The following is a 24,386-nucleotide window of genomic DNA, read 5'->3' on the forward strand; positions in this document are numbered from 1 at the left end:
GTATATAATTCAACGGTCTACAGTGTTTTTAAAAAGGAGTTCCTATGAAAATTTTTATTGATACTGCCAATTTTGATGAAATTAAAGCCGCTTATGAAATGGGCTTCGTTGCCGGTGTAACGACCAACCCGTCTTTGATTGTTAAAGAAAAACGCGATCTTAAAGAAGTAATCAAACAGATTGCCGAACTCGTTGACGGCCCTGTAAGTGCTGAAGTTATTGCTACCGAAGCACCTGAAATGGTTAAGGAAGCTCATGAGCTCGTAAAATTGGGCAAAAACGTTGTCATCAAAGTGCCTATGACGGAAGAAGGCCTCAAAGCCGTTTCGATTCTTTCCAAAGAAGGCATCAAAACCAACGTTACTTTGATTTTCTCCGCAAACCAGGCTCTCTTGGCCGCTCGTGCCGGTGCTACCTTCGTTAGTCCTTTCGTAGGCCGTATCGATGATATGAGCATGGACGGCATTACTTTGATTGAAGATATTGCGGAAATCTTTATTATGCATGACATTAAGGCTGAAATTATTGCCGCCTCCGTTCGTACACCAATGCATATGACACAGTGTGCGAAAGCGGGCGCTCATATTGCCACGGTGCCATACAAGGTGTTAACTGCCTCGATGAAACATCCTTTAACGGATGCAGGTCTTGCCAGATTCTTAGCAGATTGGGAAGCAGCCAACAAATAATTAAGGAATCGTGTTGCCCTGCTACGTAAGAGGGCATTTTAAGGAGGTAAAAACTGTGGATAGAACATTAGCTTTGGAATTTGTACGTGTAACGGAAGCGGCAGCGCTTCGCAGTGGTCGTTTGCTTGGTCGCGGTGAGAAAGACGGCGCCGATCAACTCGCTGTAGATGCTATGCGTCAAACCTTTGATACAGTACCTATTTCGGGTACCGTTGTTATCGGGGAAGGGGAAATCGATGAAGCCCCTATGCTTTACATCGGTGAAGAAGTGGGTGCCGGCGGTGAAGCTGTGGACATCGCGGTGGATCCGATTGAAGGTACGAATCTGATTGCTAAAGGTCAAAATGGTGCTATCGCAGTATTGGCCATCGCTCCTAAAGGCGGTTTGTTGCATGCGCCTGATATGTACATGCAGAAGCTTTGCGTAGGTCCTCGTGCCAAGGGCGTTATCGATTTGAATGCCAGTGTTACTGAAAACTTGCGTCGCGTAGCTGAAAAAATGGAACGCGGTATTGATGATATGACCATCGTTATGCTTGATCGTCCGCGTCATGAAGCGATTATGCGCGAAGCTCGTGAAGCGGGTGCTCGTATTCGTTTAATCACCGACGGTGACGTAAATCCGGCGATGGAATGTGGTCTTGAAGGTTCCGGTATTCATATGGTTATCGGTACCGGCGGGGCTCCGGAAGGCGTTTTGGCAGCGGCTGCTTTAAAATGTACGGGTGGCGATATGCAAGCGCGCTTGTTGCCTGAAAATGACGAAGAAGTTCGTCGTTGTCATGCTATGGGCATTACCGATTTAAATAAAGTATTGACTATTGATGACCTCGTACATGGGGAAGACGTAATTTTCTCTGCAACGGCTATTACGGAAGGCAACATCTTATCCGGCATTAAATACTTTGCCGGCGGTGCTCGCACGGAATCCGTCGTAATGCGTTATAAGACAGGAACGGTTCGCTTTGTTGATACTATTCATCGTTTGGACCGCAAGTTAAAATCTATGAAAGCAAAATAATCGTTGACTTTCGCGTAAAGATTATAACAAAACGGCTTTATATCTTTTGATATAAGGCCGTTTTTTATGTGTGTTTTGTGTGTGCGCGGCACTTGATGAACAGCCTGTTTTAAAGTATACTATAAGGTAGAATTTAAAGAAGAACTATCATACTATAGAATAATAGATTGCATGTAAGACTATAGCTTAATAGATTGCATTATGGGAGGAAGTATTGTTGGAAAAGCTCGTCATTAACGGCGGTAAACCGTTGAATGGTCGCGTTCGTGTAAGTAGCGCAAAAAATGCGGTGTTGCCGATTATTGCGGCCACCATGTTGGCATCGACGCCAAGTCGATTAGTAGAAGTACCTCATTTGGAGGATGTACATACGATTTGTGAGGTAATTTCCGCATTAGGCGTTAAAGTTACCAAGGATGAAGCTAATCAGGAAATCCGTTTTGATGCTTCGGAAATTACGGCTACAGAAGCTCCCTATGAATTAGTTCGTCGCATGCGTGCGTCGTTTTTAGTTATGGGACCTTTATTGGCGCGTCGTCGTGAAGCCCGTATTTCTTTGCCCGGTGGCTGTGCCATCGGCTCGCGTCCGATTGATTTACACTTAAAAGCGTTTGAAGCGCTAGGTGCTACTATCGAAATGGGTGACGGTTATGTACTGGCATCCGCTCCGGAAGGCCTTAAAGGGAATCAGATTTACCTTGATTTCCCAAGTGTTGGGGCTACTGAAAACGTAATCATGGCCGCTTCCATGGCGGAAGGTAAAACGATTATCGAAAACGCTGCGGAAGAACCTGAAATTGTAGATTTAGTAACTTACTTAAATAGTATGGGTGCCGATATTCGCGGCGCCGGCACGAATGTAATTCGTATCCAAGGCGTTAAAGAATTAAAAGGGGCTACTCATACGGTAATTCCTGACCGCATTGAAGCCGGTACGTATCTCATCGCGGCGGCGATGGCCGGCGGTGACGTGTATGTTGAAAATGCTTTATCCGAGCATTTAAAACCGGTTGTGGCGAAATTGAAAGAAGCGGGCGTAACCGTGCAGGAAGATGTGGACGGTATTCGCGTTATTTCCGACGGCAATGTAAAAGCTGTAGATATTAAGACATTACCATACCCGGGTTTTCCGACGGATATGCAGGCTCAATTCATGGCCTTTACGACCATTGCCAAGGGAACCAGTACGGTTATGGAAACGGTTTTTGAAAATCGCTTTATGCATGTGGATGAATTGAAGAAAATGGGTGCTCAGATTCGCATTGAAGAGCGTCGTGCTATTGTTGACGGTGTACCTAAATTGAAGGGCACCGAAGTACGTGCTACCGATTTGCGTGCCGGAGCCGCTTTAGTGTGTGCCGGATTGGCGGCGGAAGGTGTTACCAAAGTAACCCAGTTGTCGCACATCGACCGAGGTTATGACAACTTGGTAGGCAAATTAAAAGGGTTAGGTGCTGACATTGTTCGGGTGGACGAGTAAGAAAAAGGTAAGTCGTGCCGAAGTTTTGCAAAAACGCGAAGAGCGACGCAAACGAAGCACGCAACCCATTGCGACGACCACGCCTAAAACAGTAGCTAAGAAAGCCGATAAATGGGTATCCCCTTTTGAAAAATTGGCGCTGTGGTGGGCCTATGACGTAGGCATTGACTTAGGCACCACGAATGTATTGATTTACATTAAGGGCAAAGGTGTTGTGCTTGATGAACCGGCCTATGTAGCTTGGAACATTCACACTCATGAAGTGGTGGCTGTCGGTGAGGACGCGCGCATTATGCTGGGGCGCACGCCGGCGGACATTGAAGTCATTCGCCCACTTCAGGACGGTGTTATCAATAACTATGACATGACGGAGTTTATGCTTCGCTACTATATTAAAAGCGTGTTACCGGCTTCTACTTTATTCAAACCGCGCATCGTTATATGCGTGCCGTCAGGCATTACGCCGGTTGAGAAAAGGGCGGTTATCGAAGCGGTGCTTCAAACGGGTGCTCGTAAAACCGTACTCATCGAAGAGCCGTTGGCGGCCGCTTTGGGGACAGGCCTTGATAAAGCTGCGTCTGCCGGTGCCATTGTGGTTGACGTAGGCGGCGGTACTACGGATATTGCCGTACTTTGCACCACCGGTGTCGTAGTGAGTAAGTCTTTGCGCATGGGCGGTGATAAGTTTGATGAAGCCATTATCAGCTATATCAAACGACGTCGTAAGCTATTAATCGGTCGTCGTACGGCGGAAGAAGTAAAAATTGCCGTCGGTACGGTAGATCGTAAAGCGCCGGTAGAAGAAATCACCGTGCGCGGTTGCGATATTGTGAGCGGCTTGCCGCAGGCTATTAAAGTAAGTTCCAAGGAAGTACAGATGGCGCTGGAAAAACCGGTGAATGTTATCTTGGAAGGTATCAAGGATATTTTGGAAAAAACGCCACCGGAGTTGGTAGCGGAAATCTGTGATCATGGTATCATCCTAACCGGTGGCGGCGCCTTAATCAGTGGTTTTGACCGACTCATTACCCGCGCTATCGGGGTAGCTGCCTATTTGGTGGACAATCCCCGTTACTCGGTTATCGTCGGAACCGGTCGCGCCTTGCGTGAGATGGATCGTTTGCAAGACAGTTTGGAAGAATTGCAGTAAAGCAATTTGGTCATTAAATAATAAATACGAAGAAGATTGTGAGCGGCAAGGTCGTTTGCAATCTTTTTTTATTTTCACATAATATTTCAAGTAGTCAGTAGGTATATGTGTTATAATAGATAAAATGGTACTAAAATAAGGATAATAGTTTATAGATTTTTTCAAAGGAGGGAACTATGAAAGCCTGTAAGAAGATAAGTGCAGTCTTAATGGCAGGGATAATGAGTTGGCTCGTAGGCGGCGCTGCGGATGCAGCGGATTTGACAGCCGTACGCGCTACCAATGAAGTGGGGCACACCCGCATTGTCCTTGACATGAAGGGATTACCGGATGGCTGGAGTTCTATTTATAATGAAAAAGCACAGCAGGTACGCATCCATTTTGCGGGCACTACAAATCGCACGAGTGGACCGGTTCAATATAACAATCGCAATAGCGGTGTTTTGCAAGGTGTAGGCCTGGCGAGCACAGATACAGGCCTCGATTTATCACTCAGTGTAAATCAACCTGTTCGTTATCATATGTTCACATTGCAAAATCCGGACCGCATAGTCTTGGATTTGTTTAATAATTATGACCAACGAACTACAAAGCCTTTGAAGGATGGCGTAGTGTATACTAAATGGGATACCAGTACCGATACGGGGCGCGTAAAAGTAGATGCTCTTACGGTAGCGCCGACAGAGCCGGCGGTGATTAAAGCGGACGGCGATAAGGCGGAGACCTTGGCCGAGGTGACGCCTACCGGTGCCATTTCGGTGGGACTTGTCAATGCAGCTGATGTAGGGGCCGGCCTTAACGGTGAAAGCTTAGCGGAGGGCACGGTACAGCTCGCTTCCGGTGAAAAAATCCCTGTTGTACCGGGCTATCAAATAACGCCGGTAGGGGTGCTTCGTTATATCCCTAATCAAGGGTATACCATCAGTGTGGAAACGCCTAAATTGCAATTAAAAGAAGGGGACAAAACCTATATCGTCAGCGGCGTTAACCGTACCCGCGGGGCGGATGAACTCATAGCCTATAATGCGGCTTACGGCTCATCGACACATACCAATGTGTACGGCAAAGAGGTAACGCTGCGGCGCAATGTGGTTGTAGCTAAAGGTACGAACGATTCTAAATTGGCGGATGCGGATATCGTGTTGTCCGGCCACGGTGCCATGGTGCCGGTAATTGATGCGTTACGCATCGGCGATATTGTGAATTTACAAGTGGTGCCTACGATTGTTAAAATCAGTGCGGCCGGCACCACTTTGGCTCAAAGTAAGCGCATTGTGCTCACTAATGGTATGGTGACGAATTTTGACGGTGACAATTATCGCGGTCATACCTTATTAGGGGTGCGACCTGACGGTACCTTGATTGTCCTTTTGGCATCCGGCAATTATCGGGCGTCTACCGGTATAACCTTGGAACAGGGCGGCCGTATGCTGTCAGAGTTTGGGGCGGTTACGGGCATTGATGCGGGCTACCAGCGGGATAATGATCTATATGCCAACGGTACCTATCTTCATCGCGATGAGACAAGTTTTGGCACGGCGCGCTATGGGGAAATCATAATTTTCCCTTAATGGGCTCGTTGCCTCTGATGTGAATTTTTAATGATTGGAGGCGGATTTAGTAATAAATTTGCTTATCCGTGATATAATATATGTAGACGTTAGTCAAAGGAGGATTTACGTATGAAAAAATATATGAAATTTTTAGTAATGGCTGCTGTTGGCGTAAGCCTGGCGACCGGCTTTGTTTTCACGGCCTCCGCAGCCAATGTCAACCAGGAATCCGTATTAACCGGTCAGGTTGTATCGGTTGTACCGGTAGGTACAGTTGTTAAAGAAGGGGACGTATTGGTAACAGTACAATCCTTAACAGGCCCAATGCCGGCAGCTCGTTCCACTGTTAACGGTGTAGTAACGAATGTAACGGTTAAAAACGGCGACCAAGTAAACCGCGCACAAGTTGTAGCTGTGGTTGATGGTAAATAATCAAAGCAATTCCGCTGAAGTATTCAGTTAAAACAGTTGACATATAGTTTTAGAGAGGAGCTATGAATGAAGCCATTTCGTTCATCACGCCGGTATATGAAAGGTGTACTGGCGCTTTTCTTTTGTTGCACTGTAGCCGCTTCGGCACAGGCAGTTGATTTTCTGCCCGTAACCGATGTGCGTACAGGCATGGAAGGACACGTTGATACAGTAGTAACGGGAGATGACATCTCCAGTTTTAATATGAAAGTTTTAGGCGTCATGAAAGACCGTGGTCCGTCGGGCGATTTAATTTTAGCTAAATTTTCCGGCCCCGTTATTGATGAAACGGGCGGCATCGTGCACGGTATGAGTGGCAGTCCCGCGTATATTGACGGCAAGTTGGTAGGCGCCGTTGCCTACGGTTGGGGCTTTGCGGACGGCACTATCGGTATGATTACGCCTATCGAAGATATGGTTAAGCTTTGGAATATTCCCTATGAAAAGAACTTAGCCAATCCTTGGCGCGACAGCCAGTTGATTCCGCTGGGCACACCGCTTATGGCCTATGGCTTCGATCCGTCGGCTCTTAAGTTTATGAAGGAAAAGTTGCCGGAATATGAGTACAGCACTTATGATACGGCGGCGGCCGACGGCGATGATGTGGCTAAACCGCTTAAAGCGGGCGGTTCCGTAGCGGCGTTGCTCGTTGACGGCGATTTAAAGCTGGGTGCTATCGGTACGGTAACCTATGTAGATCAAGATAAAGTGGTCGCATTCGGCCATCCGTTTTTAAAACGCGGCTCCGTAGGCTACTTTATGCATAATGCGTCTATTTTTACCGTTGTAAAAAGCTTGGATTCCGGCTTTAAGCTCGGCTCCATGGGCGCTGAAGTAGGGACTGTTACAGAAGACCGCGGTGCCGGTATTGCCGGTACATCGGGCAAGATTACGAGCGGTATTCCTATGGCGATTACAGTGCGCGATCTCGATATGAACCGGACTCGCGAAGCGGGTGTTAAAGTGGTGGAAGCGGATGAGTTGACACCGACATTAAGCACGACGGCGGTTTATAATTTTATCAGTAAAACATTGGACCGCAATGGCGAAGGTACTTCCACCTTAACCCTTAAAATCCAACCGCGAGATATCAATATTCCGCCGTTGGAACGGACGAATATGTTCTATTCCAATGATTCCATCGGCATCAAGAGTGTTGATGAATTTTACAATATTATCGACGTGCTCATGAATAACCGTTTTATCAATTATGAAATTGCGGGGATTCAGGTAGATGCATCGCTGACGAAGGAAAAGAAAACCGCCGTAATCGGTGATGCTACGTTATCACCGGCTGTAGCCTCACCGGGGGATACGGTGGTAATTAATGTGAAATTACAACCGTTCCGTGAAGAACCGGTAACGAAGGAAATCTTCTTCACCGTGCCGAAGGATCAGCCGTATGGGGAAGTAACCTTGGAAGTTCGCGGTGGCGGCGTAGTACCATTGCCATATCTTTTGGAAAAACAAAAGTACAATTTAACCGATGAAATTATTCGTCGTTTGAAAACGTATAAAGATTTTGACGAGTTCTACAAAGAACTGCGCAATACGGATACGAATAATCAGATTGTGGTCGAAATCTTGGAAGATGGCGTCAGCATGGTAGAAGACGGTGAAAAAGCCGATACGAAGGGCGCTAAAATTGATGTAGCCGATGAGACTAAAATTCCGGGCGCTGTACCGAAAGGCAAAGCGAAGGAAAATATTCCGGGCATTGACGACAAAGATGACAAAGAACCGTATAAGGCTAAAATCGATACGGAATATGTTATCCGCGGTGACGGTCAATTCGTATTGAAAGTTATGTCGCCGGCCGATCGTGATAAAGAGAAGGCTCGCCTTGCTCGTGAAAATGCGAAAAAGTTGAAGGAAGCGGCTAAAAAGGCTGATGAGTCTTCGACTAAACCGGCTAAAAACGAAGCGGATGCTAATACGGTAACAAAAGCACCGGATTCTTCAACGAATACACCTGATGTAGAATCGGATGAATCTACTGAAATTGTAAGTCAATAAAATTAAACTGAATAGTAAGCAATGAAGGCGATGGACTATGTTGTTCATCGCCTTTTTACATTGCCGGACCACAGTTTGAAAGGAAATACAACTTTTTTTCAAAAAGATTGTAAAATTTAGATATATTCATCGTTGGTACTGATGACAATGGCTAAAGTTTTGTGATAAAATGAGGGGTAGTAATCATACTCAATTATAAGCAGATATGATGAACTTCAATAGATGTGATGTAAGAGGAGGAAAGCTTTTGCAGTGGTTAGAAGCGCTTGGCCGTGAAGTGATACGTTGGTTGGCACGTTGCGGTGAAGCTGTAATATTAATCGGCCAAACCATTAAACAATTATCAAAGGCCAATTGGCGCCATGTTATATTTCAAATGGCTCATTTGGGTGTAGATTCGTTACCGATTATCAGTTTAACTTTATTGTTTGCCGGGGCTGTAATGACCTTGCAAATTGCCGATATTTTGATTCGTTACGGTGCACAAGGTACGGTTGGCGGCATCATGGCCATTGCCATGGGGCGTGAATTGGGACCGGTACTGGTAGGCGTCGTGTTATCGGGGCGCGTAGGCGCAGCGATTACCGCCGAGATTGGTACCATGAAGGTAACCGAGCAAATCGATGCCCTCAAAGTAATGGCCGTTAATCCTATCGGATACCTCGTGGTGCCCCGTGTGATTGCGTGCATGATTATGGTGCCGATTCTGGCTTTTTACGGTGTTATTATCGGTATCGGCGGCGGCTATGTGGTAGCGACGCTGTTTAAAGGCATGGCGGGTATGACGTATACCGATTCCATTCAACTTTTTGCCGTTACTAGTGATTTAACTTACGGTTTAATCAAAGCCAGTGTATTTGGCGCCGTAATTGCTCTTGTTGGTTCCTACAAGGGCATGTATACTAAAATGGGGGCCGAAGCGGTAGGTAATGCAACTACCAGCTCCGTGGTAACCAGTATTATTTTAGTATTCGTATTAAATTATTTCTTATCCATGGCGTTATTCTAGTTATTATTTTGATACGCCGGTTGGCGTTGGTATTTTTTTCATGAAAAATATTGCTCCCCTACCTAAAAGGCGGGCGTTTTATCATTGAATTTTGAAACAGATATTTTATAATTATAGTAGTAACTATAGGTTCGCTTAAAAATTGGACTTATAGTTTGAGATTAATTGAGGCCGGAGATTCATGATTGAATTACAGGATGTGGTCGTTGCCTACGGCGATAGGGTTATCCTCGACCACGTAGATTTGACAATAGAAGATGGGGAAACCTTAGTTGTTCTGGGCGGCAGTGGCGCAGGTAAGAGTACGATTCTGCGTCTCATAATCGGTTTGCAACGGCCGAACAGCGGACGTATTCTGGTGGACGGCGTCGATGTAGTCGGCTTAAGCGAAGACGAATTTAACAAAGTTCGTGAAAAAATGGGCATGGTGTTCCAATACTCGGCGCTTTTCGACTCCATGACAGTGGCTGAAAATGTAGCTTTCGGGCTAAGACAGCATACTGAATTAACCAATACTCAAATTAAGGACATTGTGCAGGAAAAATTGGATTTGGTGGAGCTGCCTAATACGGGCGACTACATGCCGAATGAATTGTCCGGGGGCATGAAAAAACGCATCAGCTTGGCCCGGGCCATTGCTTTAAATCCTCGCATTATTTTATATGATGAACCGACGTCGGGACTTGATCCTATAACATCGGGAACAATCAGTAAACTCATTCGGAGTATGCAAAAGCATCTTCACTGCACTTCGATTGTAGTAACTCACGATATGCAATCGGCTTTTTATGTGGCCGATCGCATTGCCTTATTGGATAAGGGCAAATTTATAGAAGTTTCGAGTCCGACTGAATTTAGGAAATCTAAAAATAAGTTGGTCCAGCAGTTTATACATGGCGGCGATATTATGGATGACGCCGGTAAGGGGGAGAAAACAGATGAAGTTTAATACAGAGGCTAAGGTGGGCTTGTTCACCATTATCGGCCTTTGCTTATTTGCGGCGGCGATCATTTTTGTAGGCCGTTTGGAATTATTTGAACCGCCGCGGATGCATATTACCGGCGATTTTCAGTCGGTTACGGGTCTTAAGACCGGTAACCAGGTTAAATATTCCGGCGTTACGGTGGGCCGCGTGAGCTCTATGGAAGTTACCGCCAAAGGGGTAACGCTTACTATGGATATTGATAAAGATACGGAGATTCCGATTGACTCCGAGTTTGCCTTGGCCAATGACGGCATTTTGGGCGATAAATTCATTCAAATTACGCCGGGACGATCCCAAGTCTTTTTAAAAGACGGTGACATGATTCGCGGTGACGGTCATAGCGATATTGATAAAACGATGCAGCAAGCTACCATATTGATGGAAGAAGCCAATAAAACCTTGGGCTCCATTAATAATATTATCGGCGATGCGCAGACCCAGACATCACTTCGCAATGCCCTTCGCTCTACGGAAATCATCGCCAATAATACGGCGGAACTTACGGCTCGTTTTAATCAAATGGCTCTGGATAATCAGGGCAACATTAATGAAATTACAGCCAACATGACTGATATTACACGTAATATGACGGCGATTACGGGTCAGCTTGATACATCCTTACAAAACTTGGATGGCGACGGGCAGGCATCTCGTGATATGCGTACTATTTTAGATAATTTGAAAACAACAACTGACAGCTTGAATTCCATGGCCGCTTCTATGCAGGGTATCGTAACGGATCCGCAGAGCAGTCAGGATATTAAGGAAACTTTGCATAATACGGCGCAGTTGACTACTAAGTTAAATCGTCTCACCGGTGGCGACGTAGATAGTCGTGAATCCGGAAAAAAGTACCCTTTTAAGGCAAGCGCCAATATGGAGCTCTTATATAATACAACGAAGAATAAATATAATCCGAACGCGGATTTTCGTTTGCAATTCGGTCAAAATTTATTCACCTTGGGAGCGAATAATATTGGTAACGGCAGCCGCTTGGAACTTACATATGGCAAATACGTAGCGGATGATTTTTCGATTCGCGGCGGACTGTTTGACGGTGACGTAGGTGTCGGTGTCGATTACGGCATGGGCGGTCCGTTTACAATATCCGCGGCCGTTATGGATTTAAATGATGTGCGCTATCGGATTCGCAGTGAAGTGAGATTGTTTGATGATGTATATGCCATCGCTCAATTCATTCGTCCGTTTAGCGAAGAAAATGGTGGTAATTTCTACGGCATTCGATATGTCTTTTAATTTTGGGAGGTAATACCATGTTAAATAAAAAAGCTCTTTCTTTAGCCATTGCAATGTCTTTGACAGTAACCGGCGTATTGGCCGCCGGTTCTAATGATGATGCCAAAATTGCCAAATATCAGCAGGCAGCATTAGTGATTACACAGCAAACTTTGGCAGATCGAATCGTTAAAGACGAAGTAGTAGGCGACAAAGTGTCCTTAACATTACCTCATACGGTGGAATTGGCTTTGGCTAATAACCGTGATGTAAGACAGTCCGAATGGCAGTATGAAGCAGCTCGTGCACAGGTAAGTGTAGCGGCAGCGGCTAAGAACCCTACCGTAAGCTATGCCTATAAAGGCGGACGCGGAAGTAGTACTTTACAGACCGGAGCCACCGCAATCGGCGATTCGGCTAGCAATACGTTCTCATTAGCAATACCAATATATACCGGCGGTAAAGCAGAAGCAGCTATCGAATCGGCTCGTTATTCCCGTGAAGGTTATAATGCAGCCTTGGAAGTAGCGCGTCAAACAGCTAAATTAAATGCAGCCAGCAATTATTACTCCTTGATTCAGGCTCGTAATAAGGTGGATATTGCCCAACAATCGGTTCGCGATTATGAAGGTCATTTAACAAATGTAAATCAGCAATATAATGTAGGTATCGTGGCCAAATCCGATGTATTGGCATCCCAAACATCATTGGCCAATGCTCAGACTTCCCTGGTAGAAGCACAAAATGCGGCTAATTTGGCGGAAGCAACCCTTAATAACTCCATCGGCTTACCGGTTAATACGAGCGTAGAAACGGCGGATAATTCACTCGGTTATACACCGTATCCTGTAACTTTGGCCGATGCCCAGGCGTATGCACTCTTGCATCGTGCGGAACTCATTCAGAGCACCATGGCGGTAAAAGCAGCAGAAGAAGCTATTAAATCCGCTAAATCCGGTTACTTGCCAACCTTAAGTGCTACGGCCACCCAGGCTTGGTCCGGTAGTGATTGGGGCGGTACCTCCAATGACAATTGGAGTATCGGTGCGGCTGTATCTTGGAGCCTCTGGGACGGCGGTGCTACCAGTGAAGGCATTAAAGTTCAGGAAGCCAACTTAGAACGTTATAAAGAAGCTAACTACCAGGTTATGGATAGCATTAATTTAGCTGTTCGTAAGGCTTATTTAAATATGAAATCCGCTGAACAGACAATTGACAGCACGCGTGTGGCGGTAGAACAAGGTCAGGAAAACTTCCGTATTGCTTCCTTACGTTATCGTGCCGGCGTTGGTACCAACCTTGATGTACTTGATGCGGAAACTGAATTGGAAACGGCTCGTAATAACTATGTAGATGCTTTGTTTAACTACAATACAGCGGTAGCCTCCTTGGAATACGCGATGGGCGTGCCTTTGGAAACACCAATCGGTGGCGCCGCTCCACTCGTTAATGAAGCCAATCCGACTCAGACATTGAATACTTTGGTTGCCGATCAAGCGGCTAAAACGAATAAATAATAAATCCTTGTAAGTGTGTGATGTGAAGTAAATTTGTTTGTAAGATACTGTTTTGTGCGAGGAGTTTTAAATGAAAAAGGGACAGCGTAAATGGCTCGCCGGTGCGGTTGTGTTGGCCGTAGCCTTTGGCGGAGCACAACTATTGCGCCCCGTTGGGGAGCAGATAGTGGGACCTATCGTACAAGAACAATTGAATACAGCAATTAATGGGCAGGCGGATTATTCATCCTTTAACATCGGTTGGGATGGTACCGTTCATATTGGCGACCTGTCTATTAAGGACACCGAAGGCAAAGTCGTGGCCGATGTGCCGAGTACGGAAGTATCGCTCGACATGTTGGAAGCGGTAAAGTTGCCGTTCGGTCAGTCGGCTCCGCTTCGATTGATAAAATCGGTTACCCTTAATAACCCAACCGTGCATGCCGTAGAGAAGGCAGACCGTTCGTGGAATATTACGTCCCTCATCAAAAAGAGTGACAGTGAAGAACCGTTGCAGTTTAGAGGGAATGTCATAGTCAATGACGGCATAGCAACCCTTGATTGGCTAAATGGTCGCCACACAGCGGTTGAAGCTATTAACGGGGCTGTTAAGTTTGCAGATTATCCTAAGTTGGACGGCGCTTTGTCAGCTAATGTGGATAAGCAGGCTGTAACGCTTAAGGGCTCCTATACTAATGATGATTCTGCTGACTTTACCCTTTTTGTTAAAGCAGACAGCTTGCGTTTAGATTATGTGAATGACTTGATTCCAAGCGATATTAATGCCAAAGTAATTGGCGGTACCGCTAAGAATATAGCTTTAACCATCAGTCGCAATGATAATCTATTTAATTTTGAAGGGGCCGTTGATATTAATAATTTGGCCGCCGATTATCAGAATGATTCCATAAGTCCTAAGTCGTATGAGATTCGCCAAGGGGCGGCTCATGTTACCTTTAACGGCACGAATATTATGGTAGCGGATGGTCGTGTGGCCATTAACGATCAGCAATTCTTTGCTCACGGCAATGTTGATATTACGGACTTGGCGGAGCCAAACTTTAATCTTACCTTGCGTGGTCAGGATATTCAAATCGAATCCTTAATTGATAAGGGGATTACCGGCTCTGTAGGCACTGTGGCTCATGTGTATGGCACAGCGGCATCGCCGATTGTGAATGCTACGGTTGAAGCATCCAATGTTAATTACGAAGGCTATATTTTAGAAAAAGGCTTGGCAACCTTAGCCTATCAAAATGATATTGTGGATATATCCGATATTCGACTTAGTTTGAATGGCGGTGAGGCCGGTGGGCGCGGTACTTTTAATACGAAAACGCAAGAGTACGAGGCATCACTGGAAGGCACCAATATTCCGTTGGCCTTAGTGGGGCAGGCTGTGGATCAGCCGTTATTCGGTACTGTTAACGGTAAAGCTTATCTTAAGGGGATCGGTACGGATTCCTTACCGGCGATTACGGCTACTTTTGAAGGTAACGGTATTGGCTATGATTCGATTGCGACCGATTCTTTATCCGGTCAAATTGCCGGCGCCAATGGCAATTATTTTATTAACTATCTCAACGGGACAATCGGTTCCGGATCCTTTAGTGCCTATGGCAATGTAAGTCAGGATGCCCTCGACATAGCTTTCGATGCCAAAGATGTTCCGCTTGATTTGTTTAGTGATTATGCTAAACAGGATCTTGACGGTAAAGCTACCGTTACCGGTCGTGTGACGGGACCAATGGATAATCCGAATGTTATGGCTATTGTCGCATCCGACGGTGGTCATGTAGGTCGGATTCGTTTCGATAATGCCTATGCGGAAGCAACTGTAAGTAATAAATTGATAACTGTTAACAACGGCTTTGTTCAAGACGGCCACGGTTACTACAGCTTAAACGGTACTATTGATATGGGACCGTCGAAGGCTTTACAGCTACAGGCGAATGCCAATACGGTTCGTATTGAAAATATAGCCGGCATGGTTGACCCTGACTTACAGGTTACCGGTTGGCTCGATGTGCGTACGGAAATAGGCGGTACTTTAGACAATCCGCAAATTCGCGGTTTTGTCCATGCTTGGGACGGTTCGGTACAGGGCAAATTATACAGTGATGTTCGTTTCGGGTTCCGTTACGCTAATGACTTCCTCGGCGTTCGTGATTTGGTAGCGCAGGCCTATGGGGCTACTTTCTATGCTGCCGGCCGCTATCAAAACGGCGGCTTAGACTTTAAGTTCTTCGGCGATACGATTTATTTACGACCATGGCTTAAAGACTATGCCGATGTGGAAGGCTATATGACGCTTGAAGGGACGCTCACCGGTACGATTGATAAGCCGATTGTACAGGGCCGATTAGGTTCCAATGATGTAGTCGTTAATGACATGGCTTTGAAAAATATCTCCGGTAATGTATATGCAGACCCGACGGTAGTTCATTTGCAAAATGTGTCCTTTGAAGAAGGGGAACATGGTAAATTCAACATCGATGGCGGCATGACATTAAACGGCGAGCAACGATTATTCGGCTATGCCACCATCAGTAATGGTGAGTTGGTTAATTTCATGAAACTGGCCAAACTTGATGTGCCTGAATCGGATGGACATATTAACGGTCGTCTCGATTTAGGCGGTACACTTAAGAATCCGGATCTCCGCTTAATCGGCACTATCGATGATATCGTTATGGGCGGTAAGCCATGGGGCACTGCCAATGTGGACGTGGCTTTGCAAAACCGCAAATTAACGATTCATAAAGGAGAGTTACCAATCGGCGACGGTATGTTGGCCGCTTTGGGTACGGCTGATTTGGATGGTCAAAGTGACATTCAGATTGCGGCCAATAATGTAGCTATCGACTCCTTAATGCCACTGTTTAAAACGTCGGTTCCGGCATCCGGCAATATTCATTTAATTGCCAATGTGACCGGCGAAACGTTAAATCCGCATGTTGAATTATCCACAGAGTTGACAAATGCCAGTCTTAACGGAGTACAAATCGATCGCCTCTACGCTATGGCGACGATGGAGGACAAAGTTATTCATCTGCAACAATTGGTAGGTCAACGAGGTGAGTATAAAGCGAAACTTCGCGGTGATGTACCGTTAGCCGCTTTTTATAAATCCGGTTATTTGCCACCGGGCGATAAATCGGCTATGGATTTGACCTTTGATGTAAATGAAGCGGATCTTGGCGTATTACCGCTTTTATTCCCAGCTGTTACGGAGGGGACGGGGCCGTTAAAAGGTGCCCTTCATATTACCGGTACCTATGATCAACCAATGGTTAACGGCACTCTTAGTGTGGACCATGGTTTGGTACATTTTAAAGATGTTAAAAAAGATTTATCTGATATATCGGCGCAACTTATTTTTAAAGGGCAAAAAGCCGAGTTAATCGGCGGTGCGTCCATGGGTAAAGGTAATGCGGGCCTTTCCGGTGAATTCAGCTGGAATGGAACAACCTTGACGAATTACGCCGGCGTTATCCAAATGAACGACCTTGAAGTGGAACATGAATTCTTCAAGGGTCCGTTGAACGGTGAAGTTGGCGTTATGCTCAAAGACGGCTTGCCGACGGTGGTAGGTCACCTTGATCTGGAAAATGATACCATGACGATTCCGTTATCCCTCACCAGTGAGGAAGGCGGTTCTCCGATAGGACTTGATTTCACTGTGAATGTGGGCAAAAAAGTTCGCCTCTACAGCGGTGGTCTTTATGACTTCACCCTCGGCGGCGGGGCTCATATCGGCGGTACTACGACAGATCCGTTTATTGACGGCGAATTCCATGTCGTAGAAGGTAATTTGAAGTATCTTAACAATACGTTTAAGATTACGGAAGGTAAAACCGACTTTGTACGCGGATCCTTCTTGCCGATTTTAAGTGTAAAAGCGGAATCCCGGGTTCGCTCTTATCGCGTATATCTTGAAGTAAACGGTCCGGTGGAACAGATGGATTTAAAATTGACATCCGATCCGCATCTGGAACAACGTCAAATTGTATCGCTCTTAACATTCGGTTACAGCTCCGGTAATGACAGCAGTGTATCGTCCGATGATGTAAACGCCTTGTTTGCAGCCGGTGTACGATCAGCTTTAATGGGTTATATTGAAGGGGCCTTTAAGGATACCTTAGGTCTGGATTTAATCAACATTACTACGGGCTCGTTGGATCCGAATGAACCGGTAAATGAAGATACAAACAGTTACTATAATATTGAAATCGGCAAATACTTGTTACCGGATTTAATGGTAACCTTTAGTACGGGTATTAATAATGATACCCAAGCTTATGGGATTATGTATGATATTAATAGCCACTATAGCGTTAACGGGTGGATGAACAGTAATGGCCATTCATACTTTGGCGGTCAGTGGACTACTCAGTTTTAATTAAGAAAGGAGGGTCGGCATGCTTGACTCATATTTAGCGGAATTAGAGAAAATTAAATTATTGTCGCCTGAAGAAGAGCGTGCTTTATGGCAGGCATACAAAGAGCATGATGATGAGTCGGCACGTACGGCCCTTATTGAACATTATCAGCCCCTTGTTTTCCGTGAAGCCATGGCGTATTATCGTGTGGTACCGGATGTGATGGACTGTGTCCAGGAAGGTACGGTAGGCCTCATTGAAGCGGTGGAACGTTTTGACTATGCGAAGGGGGTAGCCTTTTCGTTATATGCGGTCCATCGCGTACGCGGGCGTATCTTGGATTACCTTCGTAAAGAAGGCAAGGGCGGTGTCGTGTTAGCCGGTTCTGCCGATGAGGATGAATATTGGTGGGAACAGCTTCCTGATGAAGGGCCGTCCATTGAATCGGCGGTAGAAACGAAAGCTTTTCAGCAGGTGGTGGTAGAAGCGTTGGAACGCTTGCCGGGCAAAGAACGGCATGTAATGGAGCAAGTGTATTTAGCGGATCGCTCCATTGCGTCTGTAGCCGGTGAACTGGATACGAGCAACAGCTATATCCATCGTTTGCACCGCCAGGGGATTAAGCGTTTGCGCGGTATGCTCAGTCGTACGCGAAAATTCTGGAATGATTAATAAGTTCAATTAAAATAGCATTCAGAGATGAAGGTTGTAATCTGTTGCAGCAAGGTCAGACATAGGGCCAAGCTGAACGGGTTGCAACCTTTTTGTTTTGTCCGGCTTATTGTTCCTGTCTGCTTTATTTTGACTTGGTCGTATCTTCTTAGTTGGATGTTGTCCTATATTCTTTTTTACACTAGCCAATACGTTTAATTTGAGTTACGAACTATAATTTTGGCTGTTATAGATTTTTATTCATTGGTTTTCTATACGAATCGTTTAAAATATAAGGACTGATTACGGTAAAAAGGGCGAAGATTGCAATAAATTGTTAATAAATAAGCGTAAATATGATATAATAATTTCGATTAATGTGATATAAATGGTTCACAAAATCATCCTTTCTTACGAATATAAATGTATGAAAGGAGGCCGTTATGAATAAGACTGGCGACAATATGGAGAAACGAATCCGCTCCGTTAAGACTTGGCTGGATAAAGCTGAGCAGGCTTATGCGGATGATTCTGCCACTAAAGGTCAATTACAATTGATGCTGGCTCAGGCGGAGATGCAACATCTTAACGAAAAACGAGCACCCGCTTTGTGGCAACGCTTAGGCTATTGGTCCATTGCCGTAGGTTTGGCTTTGCTGGTGGGTGGCGGTTATTATGTATGGCAACATCAAGGTGATGTCAAAAATACAGCACCCGTGATGGAAGAGCAGAACCAACCGATGTCTGAAACGCCTCATAGCAATATGCCGGCCGTTTCACAAACCCCGACAAATTCTGTTGATGCGCCTAATAGCACAACGAATACAGCGGGCGGCACAGTCAATGCTTCAGCTGAAACAGCTACTGCTGATACGAATCAAAATGTGGAAGCGGTAACGACACAAGCGGACAATGCTGTGGCAACACCACAAGCTACGGAAGAAGCTGTTCAGACGGCAACACCTGAATCACAAACTAGCGAATCAGTAGCGGCACCGGTAATCAGTACAACTCAGATTCAAGAAGCCGTACGTGAAGGGGGACGAAGTCTGCGCGGACAAGAACAATAGAGAATCAGGATATATAAGCTGGCCATAGGTCAGTGAAAATAATGGAATGAGAACATTAAAAGCATTAAAAGCAATGTGTTTATAAATAAGAAGGCATTATTTTAGGAGGATGTAGTAAATGATGAATAAGAGAGCCTATAAAAACATGTTGGCTGTAGCAGTGGTAGCCGCGTTGAGCGGTACTACCGTATGGGCTGCGGATGAAACGAGTACAGCAACTACGCAGAATTCAACTGCCGCAGTTACAGCGGTAAGTGCTCAAGACCAAGCGGCTCAAGACGCTATTACAGCGGCTCGTGGCGGGATTGAAGAAGCACAGAAATCTGACGAACAAGAAGCCAAACGTATCGAGTTGGACAATTCATCGTTAGCTACTACCGACTCAGCGGTTTTGACCGTTGCCAAAGGTGAAGGGGCCCGTTTAGAAGAACAACAGGCAGCCGGCGTACAGACAGCCATTACCACACCGGACGCACGCTATTTCTCCGGCGTTACGGATGAAGAATTAAAGCCTTATGAAGGCAAAGTAATGACCGGTTTTTCTATTGAAGGTTTACCGGCTGAAGTGCAGGATGAATACCTCGCCTTGTTAAAAAGCCACATTGGTGACACCTTAACGGCTGATGCCATTAAAGCGGATATTTCCGCGTTAAGTTCCAGCGGCTATTTGTCCGAAATTAATCCGGTGATTACTGTTGTACCGGAAGGCGTTAAAGTGGCTTACAAAGTAACGGTTAACCCGGTTGTAAAATCCGTACAGTTCGAAGGCAATACAGTTTACAGCAACGAAATGCTTGTTAACTATTTGAACGTACAGCCGAATACAGTGCTTAATACAGTTCGAGTAGGCGAACGTATTCAAGGGATCAACGCCGCTTATAACCGTGACGGTTACATTTTGGCTCGTGTTAACGATATGGCCGTTGACCAAGACGGTGTCCTTCATATTTCCATTACGGAAGGTATCGTAGAAGATATTGTGCCACATGGTAATAAAAAGACTAAAGATTATGTAATTCTTCGTGAATTCAACCAGAAAAAAGGTCAGCCATTCAATAAATTCCTCGTTCGTCGTTCCGTTGAAAAAGTATATAACTTAGGTTACTTCGATGACGTTAACGTACGTTTGTTGGAAGGTTCCACACCTGACAAAGTAGTTATCGAAATCGACGTATTGGAACATAAAACAGGTACGATTACTTTAGGTGCCGGTTACTCTGATTCCGACGGTTTCGTTGGTATCGTAGAAGTTGGGGAAGATAACTTGCGTGGTACCGGTGACAAAATCAAAGTTCACTGGGAATTCGGCGGTACGGCCGGTTATAAAAACTACTCCGTATCCTACTTGCGTCCTTGGATTGACAGCAAGGGTACATCCCTTGGCTTAACTATTTTCGACCGTGAAGATACTTATACCGACTATAACTCGGACGGGGATGAAATTTCTCAATATGTAAAAACGCAGAAAGGGATTAACGTGTCCTTAGGTCGTCAGACCGGCGAATATACCCGTGACTATGTAACGTTGGAAACCCGTAAAGACGGCTGGAAGTTTGACGAAGATGAAAACAGCGGTTATAACTATGCTGAAAATGGTGGAGAAGGTTATATGCCAGAGAAATATGGTAGTTATCGTTGGAACAATGGCAAAGTAAATGATGATGGAACTTATACTTCGTATAATTTTAAAGACGATAACTACATCGAGAACAACTTCGGTCGTACGAACAGCGTATCTTGGCAGAAAGTGTACGACTCCCGTGATAACATCTACGATCCTAAACGCGGTAAACGTGTATCCGCTACCGTTCAATGGGCGGGCCACGGCTTAGGCGGTGACTTCGATTACTACAAATTCACCGGCGAATATCGTAACTATAAAGCTATTGGCAACAATCAGGTAATCGCGTTCCGTGCTCGTTTAGGTTGGGCACAGGGTGATGTACCGTACAGCGCTCTCTACACCTTAGGTGGTGCCGATACATTGCGTGGTTTTGAAGACGATCAGTTCCGCGGTAAGAAAATGTACAATGCTACCTTGGAATATCGTGTGCCTATCTTCAATAAAGTAACCGGTGTACTCTTCACCGATATGGGGGATGCATGGGATGCACCGAATGTAACTTGGTACGATGGTGATAAATCCTTCAATATCTCCGTAGGTGCCGGTGTTCGTATTTCCACACCAATCGGACCTATCCGTCTCGACTATGGTGTAAGTAAAGATGATAACAAATTCCACTTCAGCTTTGGTGGACAGTTCTAATTATGAAACAATGGGGCTTACGCGTCACCGCCGCTCTCTGTATGATGGCGTCGGTGACGACAGTTGCTCAGGCTGAGCCCATTGAGTCGGTAACGGTGAGTCTTTCCGGTAGTTGGCAACCGTTGCCGGCCGTTTTGGCTAAACGTATGACCGCCGCCGTGCAAACAGCGGCCGATAAGTTGTATGTAGGAACCGATACGGAAGCATTGGCAGCCGGGCAAGCGACATATCAGAAAGTAACAACCGATATTATCGATCGAATTTTATACGGTTATACGGTGGAGTCCTTGACGATAACACCGGGGGTGAACAGTCAACTTGACGTGCGACTCAGACCGTACGGTCAGACCATTCAAGCCGTAGCTGTTACGGTGGATTACGGTAATTTAACCCCTCTTGCCCAAGAATGGGTAGCTCGCGATATTTCCTTTGTGGAGTCGCGGATTGAACAAATCCTTTTGGGAGCCCCTCTTGATTCCTTGGATTGGGCGACGGCTGTTACGAGTCAGTTGGTTCGTAATGAGCTGGAAGGGGCTTTGTCGGAATTTATTCCGCAAGTTGAAATTATACCGGGCGCCAAGACGAAGGTTAAAGTTTATTTAATTCCCCAAGGGGCGGTGGTCCGTCACAGCAGTACGGAAATTGCTTCAAACACATTGCCAAGTACGGTTTTCTATGCGACTAAACGCTATTATGATGAGTATTTAGTCGGCTTAGAAGGCGTGCCGGTATCATTCATTGCTCGTCATGAAAGCGATTTGCTGGGAGTTATCCAACAAGGCCTCGACAATAGCAAGGCCAGTCAGCGTTTCGGTATTTCCATGAAGCCGTCGTTGCAGTTGGGTACCGATTTATTGCTCAAGATTCAAGTCGATTCATCCCGCTATATCGTGCGTGGCGAAGCCTATCTCGATATGGGCACGGAAACGGATCATAATGTGGGGCTTAAATTGTTTACCGGTATCAAGCAGGGCCGTGGGGATATCTATTTGGAAACGAATTTCTTCCCCGATGATTACAAATGGGCGTTTTATCCGTCCTATGCGTATCATTTTACCAAAGACACGACCTTGGCGTATCAGTACAATTTGTCCGATAAATACAGTCGTATGTGGCTCCGTCAGGACATCGGCGACCGTTGGCATGTACGAGCTCAGCGAGATTTTGAAATCAAGCGTAATGAGTTCGGTTTAGCCTATGATTTGAATAATTATTTGACTTTGGAATACGTGGTCAATGATGACGATAATTGGTTACGCCTTATCGGCTATATTTAATGTTAAATAAGAATTTTGACATATAAAGTTTAAGTCGATTATGCATAGATTTTTTCAAAAAAGAAAGAAGGTATATTACCTATGATGCGGTTAATTAATAACCAAAAGAACAAGAAGTTTGTATCCTTATTTGTTGCCGTTATATTCCTCTTAGGTATTGGCGCCATCGCGTACACACAAATGGCTACGCCAACCATGGCATCTGATACTAACAGTAATATCGGTGTTATCGATACTACTAAAGTATTGAATGCTGCTTCACCGGCAATAGTAGCAGCCAATAAAGAATTGGATGATTATAAAAAGCAATTAAACGATGAATTTACAGCTAAATCCGCCAATATGGATGATAATCAAAAAGCTGCTTTATCCTCTGAATACCAAGGTAAACTTCAGGATAAAATGATGGAAATTCAGAAAAAGGTTCAATCTGAAGTAAGTGATGCATCTAAAGCAGTAGCCGATGCTAAAGGTTTATCCATTGTTATGGATAAACGTACCGTATTATACGGCGGTGTAGACATTACCGATCAAGTACAGCGTAAATTGAGCGGTAACTCCGATTCTGACGCTTCAAGCAGTCAGAAATAATTGAGAGTATGATTTGTTTGCGAAATAGAGGGGAGGCGGTACAATGAAGCCGCAGTATCGTTGGATTTCTGTTGTTGTCGTTGTCATAGCCGCCTTACTCGCGGGCTTGTTTATTCATAATCGATTGGATAATCAAAAAACGAAGGCAACTCCCAATATGCCGAAAATCGGTATTGTAAAAATGGAAAAGGTCATCAAATTTAATCCTTCCTATGATGAATATATGAAAGCCAAAAAAGAATTGGATGATTTGCAAGCTCAATATAAAAATGAGCAGCAAAGCTTAACGCAAAAATCGCAGCAACAGTCTTTAGCCCTTCAGGCCTTAGGTTCCGATAAAGAAATCACCGATTTGCTGAATACGGAATTAATGACTAAGATAAAAGCTAAAGAACAGGAACTGAATGTAGCTTATCAAAAACAGCGTATCGCTTTAATCAATAAGTATCGCGGTGAAGTTAAAACGGAAATGACGGAAGCGGATTTGCGAATTGTTAATTTACAATTGGAATTAAGCAGTAATACGGCACCGATAGCGGTAACGGAAGAACAAAAGGCTGTTATTGAGGCCGAACGGGCTGCCAAAGAGAAAGAGTTACAAGAACTCTTGGCATCGCGCAGTCAATCCGTACAGGGTAATTTGCAAGACTTAGAGCAGAAAGTCGATGCCGAGTTGACCCCGATTCGCGCAGCCGGTCAAAAAGAACTGGATGACTATGCGGCTAATCTTCAAAAAGAATTACTCACCCGTCGTGATATGATGGTAAAAGCTAAAGCGGAATCTATTATGGCAACCAATAATCTGCCAAACCCGCTAGAGTGGAATACGGCCTGGGATTCACGCATGAAAGCAAAACAAAGTGAAGTAGAAGCCCTTCATGACGCCATTTTGGAAGATGTACGCATGCGCGCCATGGTGGTGGCAAAGGAAAAGAACCTTGATTTAATAGTTATTGATGAAGTTTCAAATGTTAATGCAACTGATGTGACCGATGCTATTATTGCATCCTATTCGGTTGCTCAATAAAAGGAGTTTTTTACA

At 45.2% G+C, this 24,386-nt stretch carries 18 protein-coding genes; all 18 read left to right on the plus strand.

What is annotated here, in order from left to right:
* Positions 1 to 44 precede the first annotated feature (44 nt).
* The 18 genes from fsa (at position 45) to E7204_RS09310 (ending at position 24,371) form a co-directional block, all read left to right on the plus strand.
* Entirely contained in the window at positions 45 to 689 is a 645-nt protein-coding gene (gene fsa, locus E7204_RS09225) for a fructose-6-phosphate aldolase (protein ID WP_021840863.1), read from the plus strand.
* A 55-nt stretch (positions 690 to 744) separates the two neighbouring features.
* Positions 745 to 1,710 (plus strand): class II fructose-bisphosphatase, encoded by a 966-nt coding sequence (glpX, locus tag E7204_RS09230; protein WP_021840864.1) that lies wholly within the window; start codon positions 745 to 747, stop codon positions 1,708 to 1,710.
* 217 nt (positions 1,711 to 1,927) lie between these two features.
* The gene (gene murA, locus E7204_RS09235) at positions 1,928 to 3,190 is read left to right on the plus strand and encodes a UDP-N-acetylglucosamine 1-carboxyvinyltransferase (RefSeq protein WP_127058437.1); all 1,263 of its coding nucleotides are present in this window, start codon (positions 1,928 to 1,930) and stop codon (positions 3,188 to 3,190) included.
* Positions 3,162 to 4,340 (plus strand): rod shape-determining protein, encoded by a 1,179-nt coding sequence (locus tag E7204_RS09240; protein WP_295183925.1) that lies wholly within the window; start codon positions 3,162 to 3,164, stop codon positions 4,338 to 4,340. The genes murA and E7204_RS09240 overlap by 29 nt, the downstream gene beginning before the upstream one ends.
* A gap of 176 nt (positions 4,341 to 4,516) precedes the next feature.
* Positions 4,517 to 5,911 carry an AMIN domain-containing protein gene (locus E7204_RS09245; RefSeq protein WP_295183928.1) on the plus strand — a complete coding sequence of 465 codons (1,395 nt, stop codon included), beginning with the start codon at positions 4,517 to 4,519 and terminating at the stop codon, positions 5,909 to 5,911.
* Between the two features lie 111 nt (positions 5,912 to 6,022).
* Positions 6,023 to 6,325: a hypothetical protein gene (locus E7204_RS09250; protein ID WP_021840868.1), complete on the plus strand. Its 303-nt coding sequence runs from the start codon at positions 6,023 to 6,025 to the stop codon at positions 6,323 to 6,325.
* Positions 6,326 to 6,391: 66 nt separating this feature from the next.
* Positions 6,392 to 8,380 (plus strand): SpoIVB peptidase S55 domain-containing protein, encoded by a 1,989-nt coding sequence (locus E7204_RS09255; protein ID WP_295183931.1) that lies wholly within the window; start codon positions 6,392 to 6,394, stop codon positions 8,378 to 8,380.
* Between the two features lie 247 nt (positions 8,381 to 8,627).
* The gene (locus tag E7204_RS09260; RefSeq protein WP_247239750.1) at positions 8,628 to 9,389 is read left to right on the plus strand and encodes an ABC transporter permease; all 762 of its coding nucleotides are present in this window, start codon (positions 8,628 to 8,630) and stop codon (positions 9,387 to 9,389) included.
* Positions 9,390 to 9,570: 181 nt separating this feature from the next.
* A complete protein-coding gene (locus E7204_RS09265; protein WP_295183936.1) occupies positions 9,571 to 10,338 on the plus strand; it encodes an ABC transporter ATP-binding protein in 768 nt (255 codons plus the stop codon).
* Positions 10,328 to 11,632: an MlaD family protein gene (locus E7204_RS09270; protein ID WP_295183940.1), complete on the plus strand. Its 1,305-nt coding sequence runs from the start codon at positions 10,328 to 10,330 to the stop codon at positions 11,630 to 11,632. Before E7204_RS09265 ends, E7204_RS09270 begins: the two co-directional genes overlap by 11 nt.
* A gap of 17 nt (positions 11,633 to 11,649) precedes the next feature.
* Positions 11,650 to 13,128, plus strand: a complete 1,479-nt coding sequence (locus E7204_RS09275; RefSeq protein WP_295183943.1) for a TolC family protein — start codon at positions 11,650 to 11,652, stop codon at positions 13,126 to 13,128.
* 70 nt (positions 13,129 to 13,198) lie between these two features.
* A complete protein-coding gene (locus E7204_RS09280) occupies positions 13,199 to 17,509 on the plus strand; it encodes a translocation/assembly module TamB domain-containing protein (protein ID WP_295183945.1) in 4,311 nt (1,436 codons plus the stop codon).
* A gap of 19 nt (positions 17,510 to 17,528) precedes the next feature.
* Complete coding sequence (locus tag E7204_RS09285; protein ID WP_295183948.1) at positions 17,529 to 18,161, plus strand: sigma-70 family RNA polymerase sigma factor; 633 nt, start codon at positions 17,529 to 17,531, stop codon at positions 18,159 to 18,161.
* Between the two features lie 422 nt (positions 18,162 to 18,583).
* Entirely contained in the window at positions 18,584 to 19,210 is a 627-nt protein-coding gene (locus E7204_RS09290) for a hypothetical protein (RefSeq protein WP_295183950.1), read from the plus strand.
* A 118-nt stretch (positions 19,211 to 19,328) separates the two neighbouring features.
* Positions 19,329 to 21,476: a BamA/TamA family outer membrane protein gene (locus E7204_RS09295; protein ID WP_295183952.1), complete on the plus strand. Its 2,148-nt coding sequence runs from the start codon at positions 19,329 to 19,331 to the stop codon at positions 21,474 to 21,476.
* A 2-nt stretch (positions 21,477 to 21,478) separates the two neighbouring features.
* On the plus strand, positions 21,479 to 22,753 hold the full coding sequence (locus E7204_RS09300; protein WP_295183955.1) for a hypothetical protein: 1,275 nt from the start codon (positions 21,479 to 21,481) through the stop codon (positions 22,751 to 22,753).
* An 81-nt stretch (positions 22,754 to 22,834) separates the two neighbouring features.
* Complete coding sequence (locus E7204_RS09305; RefSeq protein ID WP_295183958.1) at positions 22,835 to 23,344, plus strand: OmpH family outer membrane protein; 510 nt, start codon at positions 22,835 to 22,837, stop codon at positions 23,342 to 23,344.
* Positions 23,345 to 23,387: 43 nt separating this feature from the next.
* Entirely contained in the window at positions 23,388 to 24,371 is a 984-nt protein-coding gene (locus tag E7204_RS09310) for a hypothetical protein (protein ID WP_295183961.1), read from the plus strand.
* Positions 24,372 to 24,386: the final 15 nt, after the last annotated feature.

The organism is Veillonella sp., assembly GCF_015058545.1.
Taxonomy (GTDB): domain Bacteria; phylum Bacillota; class Negativicutes; order Veillonellales; family Veillonellaceae; genus Veillonella_A.